We start from the raw sequence: 25,362 nt of genomic DNA, 5'->3' as shown, positions 1-25,362 counted from the left end.
TACTCAGTTTATTGTTTCATTAAAATGTCTAGCCATGAATAGCTGCAAGTAACTCGTTAAACTTATTTCTGGTAATTCTTTGGATTGATCCCATTCAAAATATCTTATATTTTGTATTAAAGAACAAAACTCTCGATTCCGTAATAAGTGCATCGTTAATTTATTTTTGGCAGTATATTTTAAGGTAGTTGATGGCTTGTTTTCTATAATTGTTCTCACAATCCCCAACATCATGTCAGTCATTTCTACGCCGATTTCTTCACCCTTGGGAACTAGTTTACAATTATTAATCACGTAATTTTCCCCTCTATAAAGCGCTTGAATATTTAACAAATCCTTTACTAAACCATCTAAATTCAATGCAACATCATGTTCGTATTTGTCTTTAAGTTGGAAAAGATTAAGATTTTCGTACTCATTAGCTTTTTCGATTAACACTTCTGCTTCTATGTCAATGTTCTTACCGTATCCTCTTAGTAAACCATACAGAATTCTTTCAGGAAACTTCGTGTAAATCATATCTTCAACCACATCTTTTCCTAATTCAGTGGTACCAACAAGAGCAGAATAATCATAATTAATGACAATCATTTTGATGAACTCAGAATACTTTGCTAAAGTCTCGCCAACACGAATAAAATTATCCCTTTCATTCGAATCGCCATAATAGCTCTTAAAATGTAACTTAATCAATCCATCTCTCAATTTTTGAGTTAATAATTGAAAATCGTCTTGATAGTATATTTCATACGGAATAGATAGACCACCCATTAAATTAGGTTTGACACTCCTTTTGCCGCTCTCATCAAAAAATATCATGATCTTTTCCTTACCCATTAATTAACACCGTTCCTTAACAACTGGAAGTTGACTTTTGCCTAAGTCGTATTATAATATGAAAGTACATCAATATCCCTCGGGGCTCCGCGTGATATTGAATATAGGCGGTGAGTAACTCGGGATTCCGCGTGAAAAGCCGTCGACGTACTAACTACCATCCAATGTGAGAGTAAATCTCAAGTACGACTTTTGGTAAAGAGCCATTACTATTATTGTATTTATTTTTAAAAAAGTAAAAAACGTAACAAATTGGGCTGCTTTCGTATATACGTAAGCAGCCCTTTCTCTATAGCCACATAGTCCGAACCTGTGTAGCCTACACTTTGTACTATGCAATTATTTCATAAATATACTTTACTCATTTTTCTTTTCCTTTTTTCGCCTCTTCCATTAACTCCATCACTTTATACGCATTGACGTCGCCTTGTTCTTGACCGAATTCTTCCTTCAATATGTCGCTTGGAATCGGAATTGTTTTGCCTGCTTGTTTGTTTTTCATGTTCCTTGCCGTCCTTTTTTCGAATTTCGGTTTGCGCCGCGACTCATATCTTCTCCGCCAGCGTATTGCGCTTCAAATTCGTCTTTTGGCATGCTTTCTGTCGGCGTTTGGTTGTTCGTTTTTGCGGCATCGTGTGTCACTTTGCGCTTCATGATCGTTCACCTCTCGCATGTTCTTTTTTGTACGCAATAAGTATAATGTCTTCGCCCGTTTGTTCACGAAGCTTCCGCTCAAATTGTTGTACTTCGGCAACGTCGCGTTCATGCAATTGTGCAATTGGAAAATGCATATGAATCCCCCCTCACAAGTAATGTCACGCAAATGAACATATTTTATACGCCATTTAGCCACATTAATGATGAGGTGATCATCATGGAAAAAGAAAAAGAAATCGAATCGCCCATTTTCGATGAGACGCAACCGCATCAAATTCACGCCCCGTCATTTAAAGGAACGGGCATCGAGATGAAACCACCATTTGTCAATCGGTATGGGGTCGTCATTGGCGATAGTAAATACAATTCGCCAAACTCCCCACTTCATGAATGGAGCGATGAAACCGATCCGAGTGTAATGGCGGGTGATGAATGGGTGCACCCAACAAACGACATCGGTTGGAATACCCCCGAAAACCGCGCCTTACTCGAAGAAAAACGGAGCGAACTAGCACCGTTTACCCATCCAGATAAAGACGTCGGATACGGGGCGGATTGACACATTCGCCCCGTTTTCGTCATACATTGAAGGAGCAATACATGACGAGGTGGCGTATATGGACCGCGAATGGATTCAACTCATGAAAGTGATTGGTGTCGGGATTATTGTGACGGGATATATTCTTTTATTTATAAGCGAATACCGTGAGCTAGAAGAAATGAAACAAGGGGGATCATTTTCCCCCTGTAAATGAAATGCCTTTAATGAAATAACGGTTGAAAAATGCATAAATGACTAACACAGGCATGGTAAATACCATCGACGCTGCCATAATGTAGTTCCAATAGCTAATGTATTGTCCTTTAAAGCTATTTAATCCAAGCGGCAACGTGAACAGTTGCGGATCAGACAAAATGATAAGCGGACGCATAAAGTCGTTCCATGAGCCCATAAAGACGAAAATAGCTTGCGCGGCGAGCGCTGGGCGAGCGAGCGGCAACACGATGCGGAAAAACGTGCCGATGCGGCTTAATCCGTCTAACGCGGCCGCTTCTTCTAACTCTTTCGGGAAGTTGATGAAAAATTGGCGCATCATAAAAATGAACGTCGCATTAATCATCGCTGGGACAATCATCCCTTGATACGAGTTCAACCAACCGAGCTGTTTTAAAATTAAATAGTTCGGAATCATCGTCACTTGCGCTGGAATCATTAATACCGCCAAAATGATCATAAAAATCGTCTGTTTTCCTCGGAAATGAAGACGAGCAAGCGCATAACCAGCCATCGAGTTAAATATTAAATTCAACATTGTCACCGTCACCGCAATAATGACGCTATTCATAAACCAACGCGGGAAAAGCTCTTGTTCAATAAAAATTTGTTTATAATTATCAAGCGTAAAGTCTTTCGGAATAAAGCTGATCGAACCGCTCACAATTTCTTCAAGCGTTTTAAACGATGACGAGAGCGCCCATAAAAACGGAATCATCGTCACAATTGCATATAACACGAGAATCGTATATAACAACGCTTTGCCAAATCGCATGTCCTTCCCCCCTTAATATAGTATATGGAAGGGAGACGAGCTCCCTTATTCCCGATGAAAAGCACGTACAATCGCATCGTATGTTAAATCGGCTGTCGTTTCGACGATATAGTCCGCTTCTTTTAACGCTTCTTTGTCGCCAACACCAATCGCAACCATGTTTGCTGCTTTAATGGCAGCCACCCCTGCTTGCGCATCTTCTACGCCAACGCACGTCGACGGAGCGACACGTAACTGCTCGGCGGCAGTAAGGAAAATTTCTGGGTGCGGCTTGCTGTTTTGTACTTTTGCCGCATCGACAATCGTATCGAAATATTCCCGAATACCGAGCCGTTCGATAACCGTAAACGCGTTTTTACTTGCGGACGCTAAGCCGATTTTTATATGATTGCGCTTCAACTCGCGCAATAAATCGAGCATGCCGGGAAGTAAATCGCTTGGCGTCATGCACGCAATGAGCTGTTTGTAATGCTCATTTTTTTTATGCGCCAGCGCCTCTTTTTCCGCTGTTGTATAGCGATCCGCTTGGCCGCCGAGCGCTAAAATGCGCTCAAGCGACTCCATGCGGCTCACCCCTTTTAATTGCTCGTTAAACGCGCGATCAAACGTAATGCCTAATTGTTCTGCAAGCTGTTTCCATGCGATAACTTGAAACCGATTGCAATAAAAAATTTGTGACAAAATTCGTGGCATTTTGTCCAAAAATACTCTCCCTTCCTCTCTAGCGGTCGTGCTATAATGAGAAAAAAGCAAAGGAGGCTTCATGATGAAAGGACGATGGACAAATCGTTTTCAGAAAAAAAAGAAAACAACTAAAACGACCAAAGCGATGACGATCGGGAAAAAATATGGGATCGTTTTCAGCTTTGCTACACTTTTATTTGTCAGCGTTTTCATTTTTGTTTTTTTACTCGTCAATAACTTAACGAACGTCGTCAAACAAGTGGAACAAAAAAGCGACCAAGCCATTTTAATTACCGACCTCGGTTCGTTATTTAAACAAAAATATATCGTCATTACTGACTATATGACAAATCCGCGTCCAGAGACGCTTTGGCACTACAACGATTTAACAGATCAATTCAATAAGAAAATAAAACAGCTAAAACCGCACATGCAAACAGAGGAGGCAAAAACGATTTACAACTCAACCATCTCGATTGAAAATCAACTAAACGAACTGCTGTATAAAACGATTCAACCTGCAGTATTGTCATATCGCGATCGCGGCGAACAAATTGATATTTTCCAAGTCATTAGCTTCCAAAATAAAGCCGCAACAATTCGCGATATGAGCATTGAAAAGCTTGACCTACTAAGAAAAATCGTCATGGATGACAGAAACACGCTGACGGCGCAAATGAACGACACGATTGCGAAAAACATTTTCATGATGATCATCACCGTCGTTGTAGCGATCGTTTTATCGGTCATCTCTTTAATCGTCGTCAGCCGAAAAATAAGCAAACGATTACACGACGTCGTCCATGTTTGTCATGAACTTGCGCGCGGCAATTTGCGCGTCGAACGATTGACCGATACGAAAAATGACGAAGTCGGACAAATTGCTCAAGCGATGAATGAATTAGCGGATGGATTGGAACAATCGATCGCTCAAATTCAAGCGGCGGCAACATACGTCAACGACATGTCACAAACGTTGCGACAAAACGCAGAAGCAACGACGGAAGCGAACGAACAAATTACACAAGCCATTCTCGAAGTTGCCTCTGGTGCAGATGAGCAAGTGAATGTATCGAAACAAACAAATGAAGCGGTGCACGACGTGTCTGATGCGCTAACGACTGTTATGACGAAAGTATCTGAAACGACGAAACGAACAAACGAAGCAACGAAACGCGTTAACGAAGGAACGGCACTAGTAGAGCAAACGGTTGCACAAATGAAGCTCATTCGCGAACAAATTGAGCGACTCGCTACTGTCATTGAATCGCTAAACGATAAATCAAAAGAAATTCATCAAATCGTCGGCTTTATTACGAGCATTTCCGATCAAACAAACTTGCTTGCGTTAAACGCGGCAATTGAAGCCGCCCGAGCAGGCGAACACGGAAAAGGATTTGGCGTCGTCGCTGAAGAAGTGCGTAAACTGGCTGAACAAACGGCGCATGCGGCCGGCAACATTCGCACCCTTGCTGAGCAGTCGCAAACGCAAACGGCGCACGCTGTACATGTGATGAATGAAAGCAGTGAATCGTTCCAAACAGGTCATTCGCTCGTCGAACAAGTCGGACATATTTTCCATTCCATTTCGACCGATATGGCGCGCGTTCAAGCAGAAAGCGATACAGTGCACGATACGATTCGCGCCGTTGACGAAAAAGTAAAAACAATGACCGCATTTGCCGATCAAATTATTGACATTTCATCGCAATCGGCAAGCAACATTGAACAAGTGGCCGCAACGACGGAAGAACAAAACGCAACGATGCAAGAGTTGCTCGCTTCTTCGCAAGAACTCGCAAGCACTGCCGAACAGCTTCGTCAAGCGGTGGCACGTTTTCACATGTAACTCGGACAACCGTCCTTCTTTTCAAGTGAAAGGACGGTTTCTTTTTTCACCTTGCTACGAAAGGAAGTGAATGGATGTTCTCCCCTCACCTTGCGAAAAAAATTGTATCCGACGTCCGACGCCTCATTGATGAAGACATTATTATCGTCGCGACAAACGGCATTATTATCGCAAGCACCGATACGACGCGCCTCGGTCAATTTCATGAAGGAGCGTTTCTCGTTTGCCAAGAAAAGAAAACACGGATTATTACAAAAGAAGATGAAAACGTATTACGAGGCGTAAAAGCGGGCATCAACTTGCCGATCTTTTTTCACGGCGATGTGATTGGCGTCATCGGCATTACAGGCGACCCGAAAAAGGTGTCACCTTATGGAGAACTATTAAAAAAAATGACCGAGCTTCTTATTCAGGAAAACTATTACATCGAACAACTTCAACTCGAAGCGCGGACGCTTGAAACGTTCGTGTTTGAATGGCTGCAAGCGCGCGAATGGTCGCCATCGTTTTACGAACGCGCCCAACTGTTTCATATTGACTTGTATGCGAAACGGCGCGCCATCATCGCTTCGTTAGATGAGAAAAAACAAACGCTTTCTGTCGACATATGGAAATACGTTCGAACCGTTTGGAACGATGAACGTGACGTCATCGTCCGTTGGGGAAACGATCGCTTACTGATTTTACAAACAGACGACGACAAAGAACGAACGATCACTAAAATAAAAACGATGCAACGTGCACTATTAGAAAAATATGGTATTACACTTCATATCGGATGCGGAAAAATGGGAGATAGTAAACAGGCGTACCATTCGTATAAACAAGCCGAACGCGCGCTTCATATCGCCAAACAAACAGGCGACATCGTTTTCGATGAAGATTTACGATTGGACATGTGTTTAGAAAACATTTCGCTTGCGACAAAACAAGAACTTATCAAACGAACGATTGCGCCGTTCATCCATGACAAAGAACTACTTCATACGTTGCGCACATTTTTCGCCAACCACTTATCGCTCAAACAAACAGCCGAATCGCTTCACATTCATATTAATACGCTTCATTATCGGCTAAAAAAAGTACAAGAATATACAAATTTAAACGTGCGCAATATCGAACATGTCGTCACTTTATATTTAGCTATTCGTTTTTTAGATGAAACAACAAAAAAATAAGATGTAAACGTTTTATTTTTATATATTCATCCATAGCGGGTTTTCCCGCTTTTTTTTATGCTTATAGTAAAAATGGGAGAAAGAAGGTGGATGATATGATCACCGAACAAGTGAAACGACAGCTCATTGACATCGTCGGTGCAGAAAACTACGATGATTCGAAAGCCGGACGGCTCGTTTATTCCTATGACGCCACACCAAACTTTCAATCGCTTCCTGATGCGGTCATCGCTCCGCGCAACACAAATGAAGTGAGTGAAATTGTAAAAATTTGCAACAACGAACGCATTCCGATCGTTCCGCGCGGTTCGGGCACAAATCTTTGTGCAGGCACATGCCCAACCGAAGGCGGCATCGTCATGTTGTTTAAACATATGAATCGCATATTAGAAATCGATGAAGAAAACTTAACGGTTACCGTTCAGCCGGGTGTTATTACGCTTGACCTTATTCATGCCGTCGAAGCAAAAGGACTGTTTTATCCCCCTGATCCAAGCTCGATGAAAATTTCAACGATCGGAGGAAACATTAATGAAAATTCCGGTGGTTTGCGCGGTTTAAAATACGGAGTGACGCGCGACTACGTCATGGGGCTTGAAGTTGTGCTCGCCAACGGCGACATCATTCGCACAGGCGGAAAGCTCGCCAAAGACGTCGCCGGCTACGACTTAACGCGCCTGTTTGTCGGTTCGGAAGGCACGCTTGGGATCATTACAGAAGCGACGTTAAAACTTATTCCGATGCCGGAGACGAAACAAACGATGCTCGCGCTTTATGAAGATTTAGAAGCAGCCGCCCGTTCCGTTTCAACGATTATCGCCAATAAAATCATCCCGACGACGCTTGAATTTTTAGATCAACCGACGTTACAAGTCGTCGAATCGTTCGTCAACATCGGCTTGCCGACAGACGTTCAAGCGGTATTGCTGATCGAACAAGATGGACCGAAAGAAGTCGTTGAGCGAGATATGAAAGCGATGGCGCGCATTTGTCAAGAGCAACATGCCATTTCCGTCCAAGTAGCCAAAACAGAAGAAGAAGCGAACAACTTGCGCACAGCGAGACGTTCGGCACTATCAGCACTCGCTCGTTTAAAACCGACGACGATTTTAGAAGACGCAACCGTTCCGCGTTCGCAAATTGCGAATATGGTAAAAGCGATTAACGACATTGCGAAAAAGTATAACGTGACCATTTGCACGTTCGGGCATGCAGGAGACGGCAATCTTCATCCGACATGTCCGACTGATGTGCGCGACAAAGACGAACTGCATCGTGTCGAGCAAGCGTTTGAAGACATATTCGCCAAAGCGATTGAGCTTGGCGGCACGATTACAGGCGAACATGGCGTCGGTGTCATGAAAGCCCCATATGTAGAATGGAAGCTCGGCAAAGAAGGAATCGCTGCGATGAAGGCGATTAAACAAGCGCTGGATCCGAACAACATTATGAATCCGGGAAAAGTGTTCGCCAAAAGCACGCGCAAACGGGTGGTGATAACACGATGAAAAACAAACAGCTCGCAAAACAATTTCAAGCGCGCATAAATGAAGACGAGCTATTAAACTGTATGCGGTGCGGTTTTTGTTTACCGACATGCCCGACGTATATTGAATCCGGCTTTCAAGAATCGCACTCGCCGCGCGGACGCATCGCATTAATGAAAGCAGTCGTTGATGGACTTATTGAACCGGACGAAGATGTCGAACGTTCCCTTCAACTATGCCTTGGCTGCCGCGCATGCGAACCAGTTTGTCCTTCTGGCGTGCGCTACGGTCATTTGCTTGAAGAAGCGCACGACATTATTGCGCAACATAAAACGTATTCACCGATCGTCCGTTTCATTCGCCATCTTGTATTTAAACAACTGTTTCCACATCCAAAACGGATGCGTATGTTGACGGCACTTATCGGCTTTTATCAACGTTCAGGATTGCAAGCGCTCGCTCGTAAACTTGGGCTATTGCGCGTATTACCGAACCATTTAGCGATGATGGAAAACGTGCTACCGAACGTGCCAACGTGGAAACAAATGAACGAACGTCCGTCGCACGTTGAAGCGCTCGCTCCACGCAAGCGGCGCGTCGCTTTTTTCCGCGGTTGTTTAATGGATACGATGTTTATGGACATAAACGATGCGACGATGAAACTGTTGCCGCTTGTTGGTTGCGACATCGTCATTCCTAAAACGCAAACGTGTTGCGGTGCGCTTCATGGACATAGCGGTGAAAAAGCGGACGCAAAAACGTTAGCGAAACGCAACATCGAAGCGTTTGAAACACTCGATGTCGATTACATCATTACAAACGCTGGCGGGTGCGGCGCCTTTTTAATCGAATACGACCATTTGTTAAAAGACGATCCTGTTTGGGCGGATCGTGCGAAAGCGTTTGTCGCAAAAATAAAAGACGTGTCCGTCATTTTAGTGGAACTCGGCTTTCATAAGCAAGGATGGCGCTTGCCAAACCAAACGGTGACGTATCAAGATTCATGCCATTTGCGCAACGTCATGAAAACCGCAAAAGAACCACGCCTATTGCTTCAGTCGATTGCAGGCGTCGAATTTCGTGAAATGAAAGATGCCGACCGGTGTTGTGGGTCTGCAGGCATTTATAACATCATCGAACCGGATATGTCGATGCAAGTGCTCGACTACAAAATGGAACAAGTAAAACAAACGAAAGCGACGACGATTGTAACCGCCAATCCCGGCTGTTTACTACAAATGAAGCTCGGCATTGAACGGGAAGGACTCACAAACGTACGCGCCGTCCATCTCGTTGAATTGCTTGTAGAAGCTGTAGAAGCGACAAAAGAAGCGACCGATCAGGTGAAACGAACAGGCTAAGGGGCAGCCCTTAGCCGTTTTTCTAATGCCCTTCTTTTTTGTTCGAGCTCGGCTTCACTGCAAGCTTTTCGTTCATATTGTGAATAATCGATATGTAACCACTCTGGAATCAATTCCGTTCGCACCGCTCGTTTTTCTTTTTTTATGCGACCATGCTTCTTCCAATTGCGCAAAATTCCCTCGGCATACTTCCACGTTTTCACTCCGTTTTTTAACGTGATCGTTAACGCTTCGAGCACCCATTCCGCTGACGTTTCGTTGATCCATAGCGCCATCTGTTCACCGACATAGCTACTGATCGTCCCAAAACCGTTTTGTTCATAAAATTGTATTATGTTTTGTAATGTATCATCTGTCGTTATATTTGTTTGTCTGTTCATATTGCGCTGTCCGTCTTGGCAAGTTGACGCGTGCGATGCGTCATGTTGCATCGTCCGCTCGTCATGTTGACCGTTCGTTTTTTCGATACACATGTTCTCGCCATCTTCCGTCACTTGCTCGTCATGTACAACGTTTGTGTCAAGCACTTCGGCAAGCACATCGTAGTCAATGCGATACCATTTCGTTTTATCCAGTTTCGAACGATACCTTGACACAACGATCCCTTTTTTCTCAAGCCGGACGATCGTGCGCCGAATCGTGCTTTCTGACCAAAACGGAAACTGTTTTTGCCATCCTTCGTACGTATTATATACCCACGTATATCCATCGTACGTATGCGTACTTTTCGTGAGCCAATAATGAAGCTGTTGTAAAAAAATACTTTCATTCAATCCGAGCTTTACCGCCACCGTCGGCAATACGAACAACGGATCATCATCGACTAGCCATTTCATTTCCATCCCTCCTATATCCAACTATCGCTTGATGCGCGATCGTTGGTTAGGCGGAAAGAAAAAGAGAATGCCGATGCATTCCCTTTATGGTTCTGGTGTAAATGTACGTTGTGCAAGTTCGTTGTCGAGCATAAATAGCGAGTTGCTGTCGCCTTCGATGCGCTTGAGCTTTTGAATGAGCGTGTCAAATAGCGATTCCTCTTCCACTTGTTCGTCGATAAACCATTTCAAAAAGTTCATCGTCGCGTGTTCACGCTCATCTAACGCTAAGTCAGATAGTTTGTAAATGCGGCGCGTCACTTCTTTTTCATGAGCGAGCGCTTTTTCGAAGCAGTCACGAACGGACGTAAATTCGTTGTTCGGTGAAGGAAAACCTGTCATAATCGCCCGTTCGCCAAGCGCATTAATAAAGTTGTAAAACTTCATCGCATGGAATCGCTCTTCTTCCGCTTGCACTAAAAAGAAATTTGCGAAACCATCCAATCCTTCCGCTGAGCAATATGCCGCCATCGCCATATACGCATGTGCGGAATAAAATTCAAAATTCATTTGTTCATTCAGTCCGTTTAACAATTTTTCACTTAACATAAATCTCACTCCTCCTCTTCTCATTATAACAAAAAAAGGAGGAACGTGCCTCCTTTTACTCGTTTTGCGCTTTTTTCAACGTTTGAATCGCTTCTTTCTGTTGTTGTGTTTCTTTTCCTGAGAAAAACCAGCCGCCAGCTGCGATCGCTAAAAGAACGATCCAGAAAATCGCTTTCCATAACGCCGAATGCGCGAAATGTTCGGAAACGACTGCTAAGCTTGGATGTGCAAGCGTATATACTGCCAATTTCACCCCAACCCAACCGACGATTAAAAATGCGGCCGATTCTAGGCTTGGGCGTTTATGCAACAATTTCACGAACGCATTTGCCGCAAAACGCATAATGATGACGCCAATTAATCCACCGGCGAAGATGACTAAAAACTTTCCGCCGTCCATGCCGCCGATCGCTGGTAAATTTGTATCCGGCAACGTCATCGCTAAAGCGACAGCCGCTAAAATCGAATCGATCGCAAACGCTAAATCAGCAAGCTCGACTTTTAATACCGTCATCCAAAAACCTGACTGCTTTTTCTCTGTTTTATGCGAACCATCGCGATTTTTATTGATAAAATGATGCACCGCAATAAACATTAAATACAACGCACCGAGCGCTTGAATTTGCCAAATGTTCACTAAATACGAAATAACAAATAACGCCGCAAAGCGAAGAATAAACGCCCCAGCAAGCCCGTAAAAGAGCGCCCGTTTTTGTTCTTTCTCTGGCAAATGCTTCACCATGACCGCCATCACGACAGCGTTATCGGCAGCGAGAATACCTTCTAAACCGATTAAAACGAGAAGCACCCAACCGTACTCTAACAATAATGATACATCCATCGATAATCCCTCCTGTAATATGTAGTTTTCCCTCGTCCGCCGGCAAAAATCATGAGAACGCAAAAAAGACCTTTGCCGAACGGCAAAGGTCTCGCTAGACACGTAATTGTGCCAACAAAGCCGATGGACAAGGTCCATGAATTGACGACTTTGTTTTCAGGCAACGCCTGAACGCTACTCCCCTTTGTGAAGGAAAACGATGTTATTGTATTTTCATTATAAAAGTGGCTGTTCATTTTGTCAATCGTTAACTCACTTGTTTTTGTGCGGCATTTGCCTCATTTAATTTGCTATGTTTGCGACCGTACAAGAAGTAAATGACAAGACCAATCGCTAACCAGCCGCCAAAGCTTAACCATGTTGTTGCTGGAAGCTGAAGGGCTAAATACGTACAAAACGCGACCGCAAGAAGCGGAATGACCGGTACAAACGGCACCATAAAGCTTCGTTTTAAGTTCGGCTCTGTTTTGCGTAAAATTAAAATGCCGATCGCAACAGTCGTAAATGCAAACAACGTTCCGATATTTGTTAAATGCGCTAATTTATTTAACGGGATGACCCCTGCGAAAACGGAAACCGCAATGCCTGTTACCCATGAATTGACAAGGGGCACTTGTTTCCGTTCGCTCACTTTCGCAAACAATGACGGAAGCAAGCCGTCGCGGCTAATCGCATAAAAGAGGCGCGTTTGTGCATAAAGCATGACAAGAAGCACCGTCGTAATGCCTGTAATCGCACCGAGCGAAATAAATCCCGCCACCCAATCTTGTTGAATATAGTTTAACGCAAAAGCAACTGGATTTTTTACTCCCAACTGATCATACGGCACAATGCCTGTCAAAATAAGCGACACCGCAATGTAAAGAAGCGTACAAATCGCAAGCGATGCGATAATCCCGATCGGCATATTGCGCTGCGGATTGCGCACTTCTTCTGCCGCTGTCGATACCGCATCAAACCCTAAGTAAGCGAAAAACACCGTCGCCGCTCCTGCCGCAACACCGGAAAATCCAAACGGCATAAACGGCGTCCAGTTTTCTGGCTTCACATACCATACGCCAACCGCAATAAACAATAAAATAACCGCAACTTTAATAACGACCATCACCGCATTAAAACGAGCGGATTTTCTCACCCCTTGCGTCAATAAAAACGTAATAAGCAAGACGATGACAATGGCGGGCACATCAATAAACGTCCCGTTTGCTGGATCGTAAGCGCTCGTTAATGCTTTCGGCAACTCAATGCCAAATCCGGCAAGCAATCCTTGGAAATAACCAGACCAGCCTGCCGCAACAGCCGAAGCTGCCACACCATACTCTAAAATTAAATCCCAACCGAGCATCCAAGCGATTAATTCCCCAAATGTCGCATAGCTGTACGTATACGCGCTCCCTGACACCGGAACGCTCGATGCAAACTCCGCATAACAAAGCGCCGCAAAAACGCACGCCAATCCAGATAAAATAAACGAAAGAACAAGCGCTGGTCCCGCATGTTCAGCAGCCGCTACCCCCGTTAAAACGAAAATGCCTGTTCCAATAATCGCACCGATGCCAAGCATCGTTAAATCAAATGCGCCTAATTCCTTTTTGAGCGTTGCCCCATTTTTTCCTGATTCGCTCATCAGCGCTTCAATCGACTTTTTCCTAAACAAACTCATCGATGTAAACTCCCCTTACTCGTTATGTTCATTTTATACTTTAACGCCCAAAATCGTTAAAGACAATACTTTTTCGCTATTTCGCAATATTTTTATTTTTCTAATAACGAGAAGCTGACTGTCATCGTCGTTCCACGCCCTTTTTCACTTTGAATGCGCCATGTTCCGTTCATCATTTCAATGATGCGAATCGACACCATCGCCCCGAGCCCTGTTCCTTTTTCTTTCGTGCTGAAATACGGCTCACCAAAACGAGCAAGTTGCTCTTTCGTCATCCCTTCCCCTTCATCGCGCACAACGATCGTAACCGTTTTTTCATCGGCGTGGGCATCGACATATACCTTACCGCCATTTTCAGTTGCTTCAATGCCATTTTTTATTATATTTAAAAAACATTGCCGAAAATATTGTGCGTTTCCTTCCATCGTGGCAGGCATGAGTGTTGCGACAATTTGTACGCCATACATGTTCGCAAACGGACGCAACATGTCGATCACTTTTTCTAACTCTCGCTCCACATGAAGCGTCTCAATTTTTTCAGGAAACGGCTTCGCAAACGTTAAATAATCGTCAATGATCATGCAGGCGCGGTTTAACTCCTCGAGGGCGATATTCATATATTGCTCTTTTGTTTCCGCTGATATGTCTTTTGCTTTCATCAGTTGCATAAAACCTTTGACGACTGTAAGGGGATTGCGAATTTCATGGGAAATGCTGGCGGCAAGCTGACTGACGACTTCCATTTTCTCCAACTTGATCGCTTTTGAACGAATAAGCAGCGCCTCTCGCAACGTTTCAATGATAAATACAACGAACAACACCGCAACAGGAGGAACGAGAATAAAATCGACAACGTACGATTCCGTCACTTGAAAATCGGAAATGGCGACCGCCAACACCGTTGCCGCAATCGCCAAAAGAAACGTCATCGCCGCCGAAGCAACGAGCCGCTGCTTTCTTGTAAGCTGCTGAAACAACGGAGAAAACAAGCTGCCGCATAGGCACATCATCACATATACCGCAACGGTAATAAACTGATATCCATACATCATAAAGCGCGCCACAAGCAAAATAAGCAATAGCGGTACGCTCACCGCCCAACCGCCGTAAAACGTGCCGATCAAAAACGGCACTTGTCGCAAATCGTGCACGCAATCTGGTGCGATATAAATTGGATATTTCATACATAAAATAAGGGGGACACTTAAACATGCGATGAGCAACACATGTTGATGCGCCTTTTTTTGTTGAAAAAAGCGGACGTGATCGTACAAAAAGTAAAAGAAAAAAATGCTTACTAAAATGTAAAATAAGTTGTTTAACACATGTTGATTGATATATGTCATCTTTCTCAACTCTCCCACATCGTTCATCCAATCTCAGTTTCGCGAAAACTTTTTCCGTTGTCAATGCAGCGACATCTTTGAAAAATGGTCACATTTCCATTATGATAAAGATGCAAACTACATAGTGGAGATGGTCATATGAACGATCGGCGTTATTTGCCGCTTTTATTTATTGTCATGTTTTTCGTCATGATGGGATTCGGAATTATTATTCCTGTCCTTCCGTTTTACGCTGAAAACATCGGTGCCACCCCAACACAGCTCGGCTGGTTAATGGCGGTATATTCGTTTATGCAATTTTTATTTGCGCCGATGTGGGGACGGCTGTCTGATCGTTACGGACGCAAGCCGTTTTTACTGCTCGGCATTTTTGGTCTAGCGCTTTCGTTTTTCTTATTCGCCTTAGCAACAAAACTTTGGATGTTGTTTGCAGCGCGCATCATCGGCGGCTTTTTATCGGCCGCAACGATGCCGACAGCGATGGCGTACGTTGCCGATGTGACGACCGAAGAAAATCGCGGAAAAGGCATGGGCATCATCGGGGCAGCGGTCGGGCTCGGCTTTATTTTCGGACCAGCCATCGGCGGCGTGTTTTCGAAACATAGCTTAACCGTTCCGTTTTGGATCGCAGGCAGTTTAGCTTTTGTGACGGCGGTATTCGTTTTCTTTTTCTTAAACGAGTCGCTGCCGAAAGAAAAACGCGCAAACGGCGAAACGAAACGTCCATCACTGATGACGGCGCTACGAAGCGACGTATCGCGTCTATACGTATTGCAGTTGATCGTCACGTTTTCGCTTGCGGGGCTGGAAGCGACGTTTGCGTATTTCGCGGCTCAACGTGCTGGACTTGCTTCTACTGAACTCGGTTATATTTTTATGATTATGGGACTTGCTGGGGCGGTCATTCAAGGAGGACTGCTTGGCAAACTTATTCAGTCGTTCGGCGAAGGGACGGTCATTCGCGCTGGACTATTTCTTTCGGCACTCGGATTTTCGCTCATTTTATTTATCCATAACTTTTGGACAGCTGCCCTTTATTTAACGATTTTCGGCATCGGTAACGGCGTCATTCGCCCATGTGTATCCGCCTTATTAACGAAACATACGACGGACGGACAAGGAAGCGCAACAGGGCTGTTATCATCATTCGATTCGCTCGGGCGCATCGGCGGACCGGCGATTGCAGGCTGGCTATTTACATTGAAGCCGAGCTTGCCGTATATGACAGGGATTGTGCTTACGTTCGTTTCATTCGTCCTGTTTCAATCATTTCAACGCACCATGATGCAAAAAGGCTCCGCATAATCGGAGCCTTAACTAATTTCCTCAGCTAGTTTTTCCCGCTCGTGCCTTGCGATCATCGGTCCATTTAACAAATCGACATCGACAATGTAGCGTGGACGTTGTTTGGCTTCTTGATATACTTTTCCGATATACTCCCCGACTAAACCGATCGCCATGAGCTGCAATCCTCCGACAAGCCAAATGGACATGATCAGCGACGTCCAGCCCGTCTGCGTATGACCTGTCATTTTTAAAAATAGCACATATAACGCAAATAATACGCTCACAACAAACGAACAAAAACCGAGAAGGGAGACGAAACGAATCGGCATCATACTAAACGATGTTAACCCATCGAACGCAAAGCGAATCATTTTCATGAGCGGATATTTCGTCACTCCTGCTTTCCGCTCTTTTCGGTCATAATATACGGTCGTCGACGGAAAGCCAAGAAGCGGGACAACGCCACGCAAAAACAGATTCACTTCACGAAATTGCGCTAACGCTTCGACAGCACGCCGGCTCATAAGGCGATAGTCGGCATGATTATAAATCAACTTCACCCCGATGCGATTCATGAAGCGATAAAACGTCTCAGCCGTCCACCGTTTCATATATGAGTCAACGTCGCGCTTTTTTCTTACCCCGTAGACGATGTCGTACCCTTCTTGAAATTTGCGCACAAACTCGCGAACGACGTATATGTCGTCTTGTAAATCAGCATCCATCGTCACAACGCAATGCGCCATTTGTTTAGCGGCAATCATCCCCGCTAACAGCGCGTGTTGATGTCCTGCGTTTCCCGCTAGTTTAATGCCTTTTATTTCTTCGTAGCGCAAACACGCTTTATAAATGATCGTCCACGTCTTGTCGCGGCTCCCATCATCGACAAACACAATTTTACTTTCCGAAGAAATGAGCTGTTCATCGATAAGTTGTTGCCGCAATGCCCGCAACTGTTCGATCGTCTCCGGCAACATCTCCTCCTCGTTATAACAAGGCACAACGATCGCTAAAACGGTCATGTCGTTTTCCCTCCTTCTACTTCGTATAAATAAATCGTCCATGCTGATTCTTTATGGTGAAACGTGCGCAATAGCATTAAACGATTTTCTTTCGCATTGTCAATCGGCACAGCTGACAAGACGTATCGCCCACCCATGTCGTATAACACGTTCGTATGGAGTTGCATATGGCGAATGCGTTTGTTTGATCGTTTCGTAAACATATATTTTTTCCCAAGTTCCGCAACAAAAATATAACAACGTCCGCCCCACTCATCGAAATATTCCTTTAGCTTTTTATTTTTATTTAGCTCGCTTGCAATGATTTGACGAAATTGATGTTTATACGAAAGCGGATAAAAATTGTTGTACGTATCTAACGTATAAAAGCCGTTATATTGTGCAATCGCTGGATGTATGCCGATGCTGACGACGCGATACGTATGAACGGGCTTTCCGATATATTGTTTGATGTCTTGAAATTGCTTTTCCGCATAAAAGGAACGAAACGTTGGCTTGTCGCGATAGACGATTTGTTCATGAAACAACAGCGCCACCACAAGTTGCGCAAAAAGCGCAAATGAAACGATGCGCCGATCCCATGCGCACCAAATGATGCGAAGCGACAAAGCAAACAAGACGTAAATGATCATCGGGCGTAAAAAATGATAGCGTGCAAAATTAAAGCGATCTAAAAACGGAAACGCTTCTGTCGCAGGAAACCATCCTTTGTAAAACCAAAACGCATACCAAAGCGACAAAATGAAATTGAGCACATGAAGCTGCCAAAATAGCCGTTCATTCCGCCACCATTTTCGTTTCCATACGATATATAAGGCGATGAACGTGATCGGTAAAATAATAAGCGTATGAATCGTCATCACATGCGTATGACCGAAGATGTAGTTTTTGAATGTTAAACGAAGCGACCGCCATAACGATAGACGGGCATGGAAATATTCATCCCGACTTGTCGGTTCGGTCGCAAATAAAAATGAATGAACGAGCCGATATTCAATTGCGAAATAAAGGGCGGTCATATATACGAGCGCCAGCAATAACGGCATATTCGGTCGGCGACGCCACGCATCAACGATCCAAAACAAAAACATTGCGCTTAAAAAAAAGAAAAAACCGAGCACGAAGCTGGAATAGAGAGGAAGAAGCGTGAGTACGACATAATTTTTCCACGAACGATCGCCCGCTCGAATGTTAAGTAGCGCCCATAACGCAAGCGGCATGCCGAGCGTGCTAAGCATCCCTGATGGCCAAAACGGCGTCAAGGCAAACGTAAGAGCCACACCAACGCGAATCCATTCTGCCGTCGCTTCTCGCTCTTTCAATACGTGCGTTTTCAACAACATATACATGCCGATAAACGCAAATACGCGCGTCAACAGCTGGCTAAGCCCGTAAGCATAAACGGAAGGAAAAAGCGCATGAAGCCAGACGATGCCGCTAAATTCTGTTCCGTACGCGTTGCGTGGCAATCCGTTAATGACTTGTGGAATCGTCGCATGGACGGAACCGAACAACTCACCGCTTCGTGCAAGCACACGATACCAAGCGATATTTGAATCTAAATTATCGTGCACGCGCATATGGGCATCTTCACCAAGAAGAAAATACGGCAATGCGTGCAAACAAACGATCATCATGCCAAATGCGAACAGTTTCATAGCGTCCCCCCATTCGCCATTATTTTTTAACAATGAATGAAAAATATGCATATCCCTTGAATAAACGAACGGATAAAAAAATAGCCATCGACAATTCGATGACTACTTTTTCACTACGATACCATATACGCTCGGATGGACTTCGTTTTTCGATGGCTGTCATCCGTTTAAAAAAGTTTTTTACTTTACAAAAGTAAGTAATATACTTTAATATAGTTACAGATATTTTTTCACTTAAAATACCGAGGAGGAATCGTCATGGCAAAAGTACTTTATATTACTGCAAATCCAAAACAAGAACAACAATCATTTAGTTTATCAGTCGGGCGTGCGTTTTTAGAAACTTACAAACAACATCATCCAGAAGATGAAATCGTTGAACTACATGTATATGATACGGACATTCCGTACATTGACGCCGATGTATTTAACGGCTGGGGCAAACTGCAACAAGGACAAGCGTTCGAGCAATTAAGCAAAGATGAACAACAAAAAGTGGCGCGCATCAATGAGTTATGCGAACAATTTATGAAAGCTGACAAATATGTATTCGTCACACCGATGTGGAACTTTAGCTTCCCTCCAAAACTAAAAGCATATATTGATACGCTTTGTCTTGCAGGAAAAACGTTCAAATATACGGAACAAGGTCCTGTTGGGTTATTGAAAGGGAAAAAAGCGCTTCACATTCAAGCGCGCGGAGGCATGTACTCCGAAGGCCCAGCAAAAGAAATGGAATTTGGCGATCGCTATTTGCGTGCGGTCCTCTCTTTCATCGGCATTACAGACGTCGAAACGATTGCTGTGGAAGGTATGAACGCATTTCCAAACGAAGCAGAAGCCATTAAACAACAAGCGATCGAACGCGCGAAAGACATGGCAAAACGGTTTTAGGTGAAATAGAGGTGTCTTGAAATTTCAAGGCGCCTCCATCTCTTGTTGTCCTTTTTACAACTTTAACTATAACAAAAATTCCTACTGTAAACTACTGTCATTTTACGTCACTAAACGTTTCCAGTCACCTATCGAAAAAATGTTCCTTTCTCATCGAAAATTGATTTTTCAGTCCACAAAATTTTCTTCTTACCGTTTTTTTTCGCCGATTTTCACAAAAAATGTGCCTCAATATTCAATTTTCCCTTTTTGCATTTCCCGTATTTCCCGAGTGTAATAAAAGTGTATCTATTATGAAAGGATGAGGTGTATGCAGTATCTTGATTTAAAAATGGATTTTATGTTTAAACAGCTGTTCGGTCACCCGAGCCGCAAGTCCATTACGATGGCGTTTTTAAACGCGCTTTTGCATCGGACAGGCGATGACCGCATCGTTGATGTGCAGTTTGAAAACACCGAACTGACGAAAGAAACAGAAGACGGAAAAACAGGGCGGTTAGACGTCATTGTCCGCACGAATCGTGGCGAGCGCATTCATGTCGAAATTCAAATCATCCCGCAATACGGCATGCCCGAACGGCTGTTGTATTACTGGGCGCGGTTGTTTTCCTCTTCGTTATCAAAAGGAGAACGGTACGACACCCTTCCTCCGACCATCATGATCGCCATCTTAAATTACCCACTTTTCCCACATGAAACTGATCGCTTCCATACCGTCTTTCATATCCGTGAAGATGAAGAACAATTTCTTTGGAGCGAGCACCTTGAATTTCATGTACTCGATTTGTCACAATTTATGGTAAAATGGAAGAAATATCGGAGAGAAGTGAAGCAATCGCCGGAATGGCCATGGCTGACGATGTTATCGGCTGTGGATAGCCGAACAAAACGAATGGATGAAGACATGTTTCGCGAATTGGAGGGAATCGCGATGACCGAACAAGACATTTTAGAAGCGTTAGAAGAATGGCAAAGTTTAAGCGTTGACCCAGAAAACCGCTACGCCTACGAAATGCGGCTCAAATGGCTCCTTGACCAACTTTCAAACATTCGCAGCAGTCGGGAAGAAGGGTTGAAAGAAGGATTGAAAAAAGGACGAGAAGAAGGAATCAAAGAAACGATCCGAAAAATGAGCGAAAAAGGAATGAGCGTGGCAGAGATTGCACATATACTCGATATGACGGAAGAAGATGTGCACGAACGGTTGAACGAGTAGTCTTAAATGCCCTTGCGAATAAGCAAGGGCATGTGCTATTGCCTCATACTTTCCACGCTTTTTTCTTGCCCCACGGTCGTATACTTGAAAAACGGATCTATAAACAAAAAAGTCGGCGCACTTAGCGCTGACTTTTTATTTCGCATAATAGGCGCGATACAAACATTCTTAATGATGGTACTATTAACGGATGTGGATAGTTTCAATTCCTCATAGGTACGATACGAACATATTCGCAGGGGATTTGCAAAGAAAACAGGAACAGAGGTTTCAATTCCTCATAGGTACGATACGAACTCTATAAGGTGTTTCCTTGCTTGGAGAAGAAAAACTCCAGGGTTTCAATTCCTCATAGGTACGATACGAACAAAGAGCAAACCGACTTCATACGCATTACAGCGTTTGGGTTTCAATTCCTCATAGGTACGATACGAACAGTTGGCTGGCGTTGCACCACAGCAAGCTCATGTGTTGTTTCAATTCCTCATAGGTACGATACGAACCCCAAAAAGTGTTGATAAATCAACACATGGAAAAGGTATACAATATCATTATACATACATCCGAAAATTCTGTCAATGGTCTTGATGCGTTGATACGTCTGAAAAAGTTGCAAAAAACAAATTGTCGTCGATCCCCCGGGGTTTTTGCAAGATTGGAGGTCGACGACGGTTGTGAAGTTATGCACAAACTAACTATTCCTTTTCTAACAACTCCCTCACTTCTTCTTCAGAGAGATCCGTGACGTTCGCAATGTCTTTTGCACTCATTCCTTTTCTCGCCATCGTTTGTACAATATGCTTCATCCCTTGTTTCATTCCTTGTTTCATCCCTTCTTCTCTTCCCTTTTCTAACGCCTTTTGTTCATACGAAATAATGAGTTCTAACACTTGTTCTTTTTCTTTCGTCTCCATCTCATTCACCTCGTTTCGCAGTCTTCGTTCTTCTTCGTCTGATAGTTTCACATATGTTTCAAAAAAGCCAAACAATAACCGTTGTTTCGCTTCGTCTAATTCCATTCGCACAAGCATGCGTAAAAATTGTTTTTTCAATTCTACCCGTTCACTTTCAGTATAACCCATCTTGCTTAACAATGCAGCGGCGATCGGGTTGTCCTGTCGGATGTAGTTGCGCCAGTTTTGTTTCCGAAGTTCCACAGTGAAAAAATGAAAATCGAGGACTTTGCCAAAAGGAAAGTGGATCGTAAATGTAGATCGTTCATCACGGATCGGATCGTAGCTAAATACAGCAATCGGTACAATATGTTTGCGGTATTTTTCAAACAAGCGGCTAAAATAAATAAACATGCGTTCGGGAAACGATGGTTGGACGTAGCTTTGGTTTTCGATATGGACAATAATCAGACTATCTTCCCCTTTCAATTTCGTTTCGACCAACAAATCAACGCGGTATTTCTCCCCTGCCGTTACATCGGTAAATAGCTCCTCCGATAAAAACGATACGTGACGAAAATCGATATGCTCATGCATCGTTGGAAAAAAGAGAACGATAAACTCCTCAAAAAACGTTTGGATCAACTCTTTAAACAAACGGTCGTGGTCAATCGACATACATTCACCTCGCATACAATAGTTTCGATGTTTTTATTCGACAATATCAATCATTTTCCTGCATACGATGTGCGGTTGAACTCTCAAACATTCACGGCAGTCGGAAAAAAGGGTTGAAAGAAAAAATCAAAGAAACGATCTGAAAAATGTGCGAAAAAGACATAAGTGTGACGGACTTTGCAAACATTTTCGACATGACCAAAAAAGAAATGAAACAACAATCGAGATGTTGAAAATATAAAAAGCCAGCGCCGAACACGCTAGCTTTTTACGCCGATGTTTTTGTCGGGAGACGACCGTTTTTTTCATCTGTTTGTACATACGTTTTTTGAACATATGGAGACGTCATAAGCGAAATCATCGCACTGTAATCGACCGCAAAGCGAATATGGTCGCCGACTTGAATGTCGGTACGTGTGGCATCAATAATCATATGATCGCTGCTTGAGCCGATGATATCAACGGGCGCAAGCGGCGTTAATCCGTTGACGTTTACATCTTGGCGGCCGATGCCAACGATGGCGCGTTTCATCATGCCGCGCTCTGGAAACGTCGGTGTTTCACCAAATGCATTGCGGCTTTGTACACCGTACGGAACAGACGGTTTCATTTTCACTTCAATGACTTCTGCCACTAAACAAAACGCATCTTGATATAGGCCGGGGATGGCTGCGCCACGAATCGTTTCACGCCCTAAAAAAATGGCTTCACCTAATCGTAAATGGTTAATGCAACCGACGTCTTTCGTTTGTTTTAACCAATAATAGTTCGCGGAATTGCCACCGGATACGTACGGTAAAAATAACGCATACTCTTTTTGAATATGTTTCGCAAGTGACGAAAGCTCACGCATTTTTTGCTCTGTCGGAATAATGCCGCCAAAGCAAGCAAAATTCGCCCCAATCCCAGCAAGTTGAATGTTCGGCAACTGACGTACTTGTTCAATAAACGCCGGCACATCTTCAGGCATAATCCCCTCGCGCAAGTCGCCCATTTCAACCATGACGATAATCGCATGCGTCTTGTTTTGCTTCACCGCTTCTGCAGAGATGGCACGCACGACGTCGATTTCCGATTGTGCGCTCACATCGACATGTCGAACGACTTCGCTTACTTCGCTTAACGCAGGCGTGCGAATAAGCATATATGTGGCTGGAATGTGCGCTAATTTTAATTTTGCGATGCGCTCAATTTTTGTGTCTGCTAAGCTTGTCACGCCACTATCGACAAGGGTGCGGGCAATTTCCACATCTCCGTTTACCCCTTTCACGACAGCGGTCATTTGAATTCCTTTTTCTTCGCACCATTTTTTCAACGTTTTAGCATTATGACGAATTTTCCGCAAGTCAATTTCGACTCTCGGCGTCATGATACGGCCACCTCATGTTTTTGCAGAGATGGGAAATAGTCAATGAGACGATCAACGACCTTGTCGGCTCCGTATTTTAATACATCGGTCACAGGCATACGGAATTTTCGTTCGTACTCATCAATTGTTCGTTTTAATTCGCCATCCGTCATGCCTTCATGGTTTAACGTAATCGCAACAACTTTTGTTTTTCCAAAATGTTCAATTAACGCAATTTCACTTTCAACTGTTGGCATTTCAACAAACGGGAAATCACCAAGCACTTTTCGCTTCGGTGGGTGTTGTAAAATAACGGCTTGTGGCCGCGCCCCTTTTAAAATGCCAGCAGAGCTGACGTACGCTGGATGGCTAAGCGCCCCTTGTCCTTCTACGATAATAATGTCCGGTCGTTCTGTTTCATATGCGCGCACAACTTCTCGTTCAAGTTCGCCGATCATATATTGAAGCGGAAACGCATCCATCGCAAATCCGTACGAAGCGCCTTGAATTAAGCCTGTTTGCCCTGTCGCAACGAATGCCACTTTGTAGCCGCGCTTTTGCATTTCTTTTGCGACGATCATCGCTGTCGTCCGCTTTCCGCACGAGCCGTCTGTCCCAAGCACCGCCACAATGGGCGTTTTCACTTGCAAAATACGTCCTGTAAACAACGTCCATTCTTTTTTCGGACGCGGTTTGCGAATGTCACGAATCGTGACTCCGTAGCGCTTCGCTAGCGCCATCATTTCTTCATCTTCTGTCAAAAACTCTTGAAGTGGATTAATAATATGCATGCCTGCTTCCATTGCTTCGATGATCACTTGACGTTCCTCTTTTTGAAGAAAAGCGTTCGCTGGAGCAATTCCTAAGATGAAGTAGTTCGGTTTTTCTTTTGCGGAGGCCATTGCATCTTGAAGGTTTTTACAAATTGGAATGCCATTTTTCTTTTGATCAAGCACTTCCCCAGCATCTTGACCAGCTTTTGTTGAATCAATAACTGCCACGATTTCATACAATCCCGAATCGCGCACAAGCCCATTCGCTGTTTTTCCATCCATGGAACCGAATTGATGTTCACAATACACAATGGCGTATTTCTTCACAAGAAATCCCTCCATTTCGTTGTGAAATCAATATCTCCATGAAAAAAACATCTTACTTTACCATAATCGGAAAGAAAGATGTCTTCTACCTCATATTATAACGAATTTTGAAGAAAAAGTAAAACGGTACCTGTCAAACCTATACGAAAAAAGCCAGCACATAAAAGCTGGCGTTTCAATTCCTCATAGGTACGATACAAATATACGATTGCTCGATGAGTGCGACAGTTGCGAGTAGTTTCAATTCCTCATAGGTACGATACAAATCCCAAAAAGTGTTGATAAATCAACACATGGAAAAGCTATACAACATTATTATACATCCGAAAATTCTGTCAATCGTCTTGATGCGTTGATACGTCTAAAAAATTTGCAAAAAACAAATTGTC

At 43.8% G+C, this 25,362-nt stretch carries 25 protein-coding genes and 1 CRISPR repeat array; of the genes, 9 read left to right on the top strand and 16 right to left on the bottom strand.

The window, feature by feature from the left end; all coding sequences use genetic code 11:
- Positions 1–3 precede the first annotated feature (3 nt).
- From LD028_RS13305 to LD028_RS13290, 4 genes are all read right to left on the bottom strand, one after another.
- Entirely contained in the window at positions 4–837 is an 834-nt protein-coding gene (locus LD028_RS13305; RefSeq protein WP_237811177.1) for a hypothetical protein, read from the bottom strand.
- Positions 838–1,198: 361 nt separating this feature from the next.
- Complete coding sequence (locus tag LD028_RS13300) at positions 1,199–1,339, bottom strand: hypothetical protein (RefSeq protein ID WP_237811178.1); 141 nt, start codon at positions 1,337–1,339, stop codon at positions 1,199–1,201.
- Positions 1,336–1,491 carry a hypothetical protein gene (locus tag LD028_RS13295; RefSeq protein WP_012575564.1) on the bottom strand — a complete coding sequence of 52 codons (156 nt, stop codon included), beginning with the start codon at positions 1,489–1,491 and terminating at the stop codon, positions 1,336–1,338. Before LD028_RS13295 ends, LD028_RS13300 begins: the two co-directional genes overlap by 4 nt.
- On the bottom strand, positions 1,488–1,628 hold the full coding sequence (locus LD028_RS13290; protein WP_237811179.1) for a hypothetical protein: 141 nt from the start codon (positions 1,626–1,628) through the stop codon (positions 1,488–1,490). The genes LD028_RS13295 and LD028_RS13290 overlap by 4 nt, the downstream gene beginning before the upstream one ends.
- Positions 1,629–1,711: 83 nt before the next feature.
- On the opposite strand from LD028_RS13290, the gene LD028_RS13285 reads away from it, so the two are divergent.
- Positions 1,712–2,053: a DUF3905 domain-containing protein gene (locus LD028_RS13285; RefSeq protein ID WP_237811180.1), complete on the top strand. Its 342-nt coding sequence runs from the start codon at positions 1,712–1,714 to the stop codon at positions 2,051–2,053.
- Between the two features lie 58 nt (positions 2,054–2,111).
- On the top strand, positions 2,112–2,249 hold the full coding sequence (locus tag LD028_RS13280; protein WP_158310583.1) for a hypothetical protein: 138 nt from the start codon (positions 2,112–2,114) through the stop codon (positions 2,247–2,249).
- Here LD028_RS13280 and LD028_RS13275 read toward each other — a convergent pair.
- The gene (locus LD028_RS13275; protein WP_237811181.1) at positions 2,229–3,044 is read right to left on the bottom strand and encodes a carbohydrate ABC transporter permease; all 816 of its coding nucleotides are present in this window, start codon (positions 3,042–3,044) and stop codon (positions 2,229–2,231) included. The two genes, LD028_RS13280 and LD028_RS13275, sit on opposite strands and share 21 nt — an antisense overlap.
- 45 nt (positions 3,045–3,089) lie before the next feature.
- Positions 3,090–3,737 carry a beta-phosphoglucomutase gene (pgmB, locus tag LD028_RS13270; RefSeq protein ID WP_237811209.1) on the bottom strand — a complete coding sequence of 216 codons (648 nt, stop codon included), beginning with the start codon at positions 3,735–3,737 and terminating at the stop codon, positions 3,090–3,092.
- A gap of 73 nt (positions 3,738–3,810) precedes the next feature.
- Here pgmB and LD028_RS13265 point away from each other — a divergent pair, with 73 nt between their 5' ends.
- The 4 genes from LD028_RS13265 (at position 3,811) to LD028_RS13250 (ending at position 9,603) form a co-directional block, all read left to right on the top strand.
- Positions 3,811–5,577, top strand: a complete 1,767-nt coding sequence (locus LD028_RS13265; protein ID WP_237811182.1) for a methyl-accepting chemotaxis protein — start codon at positions 3,811–3,813, stop codon at positions 5,575–5,577.
- Between the two features lie 74 nt (positions 5,578–5,651).
- Complete coding sequence (locus tag LD028_RS13260) at positions 5,652–6,755, top strand: CdaR family transcriptional regulator (RefSeq protein ID WP_237811183.1); 1,104 nt, start codon at positions 5,652–5,654, stop codon at positions 6,753–6,755.
- Between the two features lie 95 nt (positions 6,756–6,850).
- Complete coding sequence (glcD, locus tag LD028_RS13255; RefSeq protein WP_237811210.1) at positions 6,851–8,263, top strand: glycolate oxidase subunit GlcD; 1,413 nt, start codon at positions 6,851–6,853, stop codon at positions 8,261–8,263.
- The gene (locus tag LD028_RS13250) at positions 8,260–9,603 is read left to right on the top strand and encodes a (Fe-S)-binding protein (protein WP_237811184.1); all 1,344 of its coding nucleotides are present in this window, start codon (positions 8,260–8,262) and stop codon (positions 9,601–9,603) included. The genes glcD and LD028_RS13250 overlap by 4 nt, the downstream gene beginning before the upstream one ends.
- Here LD028_RS13250 and LD028_RS13245 read toward each other — a convergent pair.
- The 5 genes from LD028_RS13245 to LD028_RS13225 all read right to left on the bottom strand — a co-directional run bounded on the left by LD028_RS13245 (position 9,600) and on the right by LD028_RS13225 (position 14,877).
- The gene (locus LD028_RS13245) at positions 9,600–10,439 is read right to left on the bottom strand and encodes a DnaD domain protein (protein WP_237811185.1); all 840 of its coding nucleotides are present in this window, start codon (positions 10,437–10,439) and stop codon (positions 9,600–9,602) included. The genes LD028_RS13250 and LD028_RS13245 overlap by 4 nt on opposite strands.
- 84 nt (positions 10,440–10,523) lie before the next feature.
- Positions 10,524–11,027: a ferritin gene (locus LD028_RS13240; RefSeq protein WP_237811186.1), complete on the bottom strand. Its 504-nt coding sequence runs from the start codon at positions 11,025–11,027 to the stop codon at positions 10,524–10,526.
- A gap of 55 nt (positions 11,028–11,082) precedes the next feature.
- The gene (locus LD028_RS13235) at positions 11,083–11,868 is read right to left on the bottom strand and encodes a TerC family protein (protein WP_237811187.1); all 786 of its coding nucleotides are present in this window, start codon (positions 11,866–11,868) and stop codon (positions 11,083–11,085) included.
- A gap of 247 nt (positions 11,869–12,115) precedes the next feature.
- Positions 12,116–13,531: a branched-chain amino acid transporter BcaP gene (gene bcaP, locus LD028_RS13230; RefSeq protein ID WP_237811188.1), complete on the bottom strand. Its 1,416-nt coding sequence runs from the start codon at positions 13,529–13,531 to the stop codon at positions 12,116–12,118.
- Positions 13,532–13,623: 92 nt separating this feature from the next.
- Positions 13,624–14,877 (bottom strand): sensor histidine kinase, encoded by a 1,254-nt coding sequence (locus LD028_RS13225; RefSeq protein WP_237811189.1) that lies wholly within the window; start codon positions 14,875–14,877, stop codon positions 13,624–13,626.
- 138 nt (positions 14,878–15,015) lie between these two features.
- Between LD028_RS13225 and LD028_RS13220 the strand changes: the two genes are divergently transcribed.
- A complete protein-coding gene (locus LD028_RS13220) occupies positions 15,016–16,182 on the top strand; it encodes an MFS transporter (protein ID WP_237811190.1) in 1,167 nt (388 codons plus the stop codon).
- A gap of 8 nt (positions 16,183–16,190) precedes the next feature.
- Here the strand turns inward: LD028_RS13220 and LD028_RS13215 are convergent, their stop codons facing one another.
- Both LD028_RS13215 and LD028_RS13210 read right to left on the bottom strand, forming a co-directional pair.
- Entirely contained in the window at positions 16,191–17,186 is a 996-nt protein-coding gene (locus LD028_RS13215) for a glycosyltransferase family 2 protein (RefSeq protein WP_237811191.1), read from the bottom strand.
- A complete protein-coding gene (locus LD028_RS13210) occupies positions 17,183–18,844 on the bottom strand; it encodes a DUF6044 family protein (RefSeq protein ID WP_237811192.1) in 1,662 nt (553 codons plus the stop codon). The genes LD028_RS13215 and LD028_RS13210 overlap by 4 nt, the downstream gene beginning before the upstream one ends.
- A 258-nt stretch (positions 18,845–19,102) precedes the next feature.
- Here LD028_RS13210 and LD028_RS13205 point away from each other — a divergent pair, with 258 nt between their 5' ends.
- A complete protein-coding gene (locus LD028_RS13205) occupies positions 19,103–19,738 on the top strand; it encodes an FMN-dependent NADH-azoreductase (RefSeq protein WP_237811193.1) in 636 nt (211 codons plus the stop codon).
- A gap of 310 nt (positions 19,739–20,048) precedes the next feature.
- Complete coding sequence (locus tag LD028_RS13200; RefSeq protein ID WP_237811194.1) at positions 20,049–20,954, top strand: Rpn family recombination-promoting nuclease/putative transposase; 906 nt, start codon at positions 20,049–20,051, stop codon at positions 20,952–20,954.
- 199 nt (positions 20,955–21,153) lie between these two features.
- Positions 21,154–21,457: direct repeats of the CRISPR family, unit length 30 nt; unit sequence GTTTCAATTCCTCATAGGTACGATACGAAC.
- Positions 21,458–21,649: 192 nt separating this feature from the next.
- On the opposite strand, the gene LD028_RS13195 is transcribed toward LD028_RS13200, so the two are convergent.
- From LD028_RS13195 to LD028_RS13185, 3 genes are all read right to left on the bottom strand, one after another.
- Entirely contained in the window at positions 21,650–22,525 is an 876-nt protein-coding gene (locus LD028_RS13195; protein WP_237811195.1) for an Rpn family recombination-promoting nuclease/putative transposase, read from the bottom strand.
- 268 nt (positions 22,526–22,793) lie between these two features.
- The gene (locus tag LD028_RS13190) at positions 22,794–23,894 is read right to left on the bottom strand and encodes an alanine/ornithine racemase family PLP-dependent enzyme (protein ID WP_237811196.1); all 1,101 of its coding nucleotides are present in this window, start codon (positions 23,892–23,894) and stop codon (positions 22,794–22,796) included.
- On the bottom strand, positions 23,891–24,973 hold the full coding sequence (locus tag LD028_RS13185) for an N-acetyltransferase DgcN family protein (protein WP_237811197.1): 1,083 nt from the start codon (positions 24,971–24,973) through the stop codon (positions 23,891–23,893). The genes LD028_RS13190 and LD028_RS13185 overlap by 4 nt, the downstream gene beginning before the upstream one ends.
- Positions 24,974–25,362: the final 389 nt, after the last annotated feature.

The organism is Anoxybacillus sp. LAT27 (assembly GCF_022030075.1).
GTDB classification, from domain to species: domain Bacteria; phylum Bacillota; class Bacilli; order Bacillales; family Anoxybacillaceae; genus Anoxybacillus; species Anoxybacillus kestanbolensis.
This window is presented reverse-complemented; position numbering and strand designations above follow the sequence as displayed.

Excerpts from the sequence above, each read along its gene's own strand:
- LD028_RS13265 (WP_237811182.1), top strand. The coding sequence starts at position 3,811 with ATGAAAGGACGATGGACAAATCGTTTTCAGAAAAAAAAGAAAACAACT.
- LD028_RS13195 (WP_237811195.1), bottom strand. The coding sequence starts at position 22,525 with ATGTCGATTGACCACGACCGTTTGTTTAAAGAGTTGATCCAAACGTTT.
- LD028_RS13285 (WP_237811180.1), top strand. The coding sequence starts at position 1,712 with ATGGAAAAAGAAAAAGAAATCGAATCGCCCATTTTCGATGAGACGCAA.
- LD028_RS13275 (WP_237811181.1), bottom strand. The coding sequence starts at position 3,044 with ATGCGATTTGGCAAAGCGTTGTTATATACGATTCTCGTGTTATATGCA.
- LD028_RS13205 (WP_237811193.1), top strand. The coding sequence starts at position 19,103 with ATGGCAAAAGTACTTTATATTACTGCAAATCCAAAACAAGAACAACAA.
- LD028_RS13220 (WP_237811190.1), top strand. The coding sequence starts at position 15,016 with ATGAACGATCGGCGTTATTTGCCGCTTTTATTTATTGTCATGTTTTTC.
- LD028_RS13235 (WP_237811187.1), bottom strand. The coding sequence starts at position 11,868 with ATGGATGTATCATTATTGTTAGAGTACGGTTGGGTGCTTCTCGTTTTA.
- LD028_RS13295 (WP_012575564.1), bottom strand. The coding sequence starts at position 1,491 with ATGAAGCGCAAAGTGACACACGATGCCGCAAAAACGAACAACCAAACG.
- bcaP (WP_237811188.1), bottom strand. The coding sequence starts at position 13,531 with ATGAGTTTGTTTAGGAAAAAGTCGATTGAAGCGCTGATGAGCGAATCA.
- glcD (WP_237811210.1), top strand. The coding sequence starts at position 6,851 with ATGATCACCGAACAAGTGAAACGACAGCTCATTGACATCGTCGGTGCA.
- LD028_RS13260 (WP_237811183.1), top strand. The coding sequence starts at position 5,652 with ATGTTCTCCCCTCACCTTGCGAAAAAAATTGTATCCGACGTCCGACGC.
- LD028_RS13245 (WP_237811185.1), bottom strand. The coding sequence starts at position 10,439 with ATGAAATGGCTAGTCGATGATGATCCGTTGTTCGTATTGCCGACGGTG.
- LD028_RS13240 (WP_237811186.1), bottom strand. The coding sequence starts at position 11,027 with ATGTTAAGTGAAAAATTGTTAAACGGACTGAATGAACAAATGAATTTT.
- LD028_RS13215 (WP_237811191.1), bottom strand. The coding sequence starts at position 17,186 with ATGACCGTTTTAGCGATCGTTGTGCCTTGTTATAACGAGGAGGAGATG.
- LD028_RS13225 (WP_237811189.1), bottom strand. The coding sequence starts at position 14,877 with ATGACATATATCAATCAACATGTGTTAAACAACTTATTTTACATTTTA.
- pgmB (WP_237811209.1), bottom strand. The coding sequence starts at position 3,737 with ATGCCACGAATTTTGTCACAAATTTTTTATTGCAATCGGTTTCAAGTT.
- LD028_RS13290 (WP_237811179.1), bottom strand. The coding sequence starts at position 1,628 with ATGCATTTTCCAATTGCACAATTGCATGAACGCGACGTTGCCGAAGTA.
- LD028_RS13280 (WP_158310583.1), top strand. The coding sequence starts at position 2,112 with ATGGACCGCGAATGGATTCAACTCATGAAAGTGATTGGTGTCGGGATT.
- LD028_RS13210 (WP_237811192.1), bottom strand. The coding sequence starts at position 18,844 with ATGAAACTGTTCGCATTTGGCATGATGATCGTTTGTTTGCACGCATTG.
- LD028_RS13300 (WP_237811178.1), bottom strand. The coding sequence starts at position 1,339 with ATGAAAAACAAACAAGCAGGCAAAACAATTCCGATTCCAAGCGACATA.
- LD028_RS13190 (WP_237811196.1), bottom strand. The coding sequence starts at position 23,894 with ATGACGCCGAGAGTCGAAATTGACTTGCGGAAAATTCGTCATAATGCT.
- LD028_RS13305 (WP_237811177.1), bottom strand. The coding sequence starts at position 837 with ATGGGTAAGGAAAAGATCATGATATTTTTTGATGAGAGCGGCAAAAGG.
- LD028_RS13250 (WP_237811184.1), top strand. The coding sequence starts at position 8,260 with ATGAAAAACAAACAGCTCGCAAAACAATTTCAAGCGCGCATAAATGAA.
- LD028_RS13200 (WP_237811194.1), top strand. The coding sequence starts at position 20,049 with ATGCAGTATCTTGATTTAAAAATGGATTTTATGTTTAAACAGCTGTTC.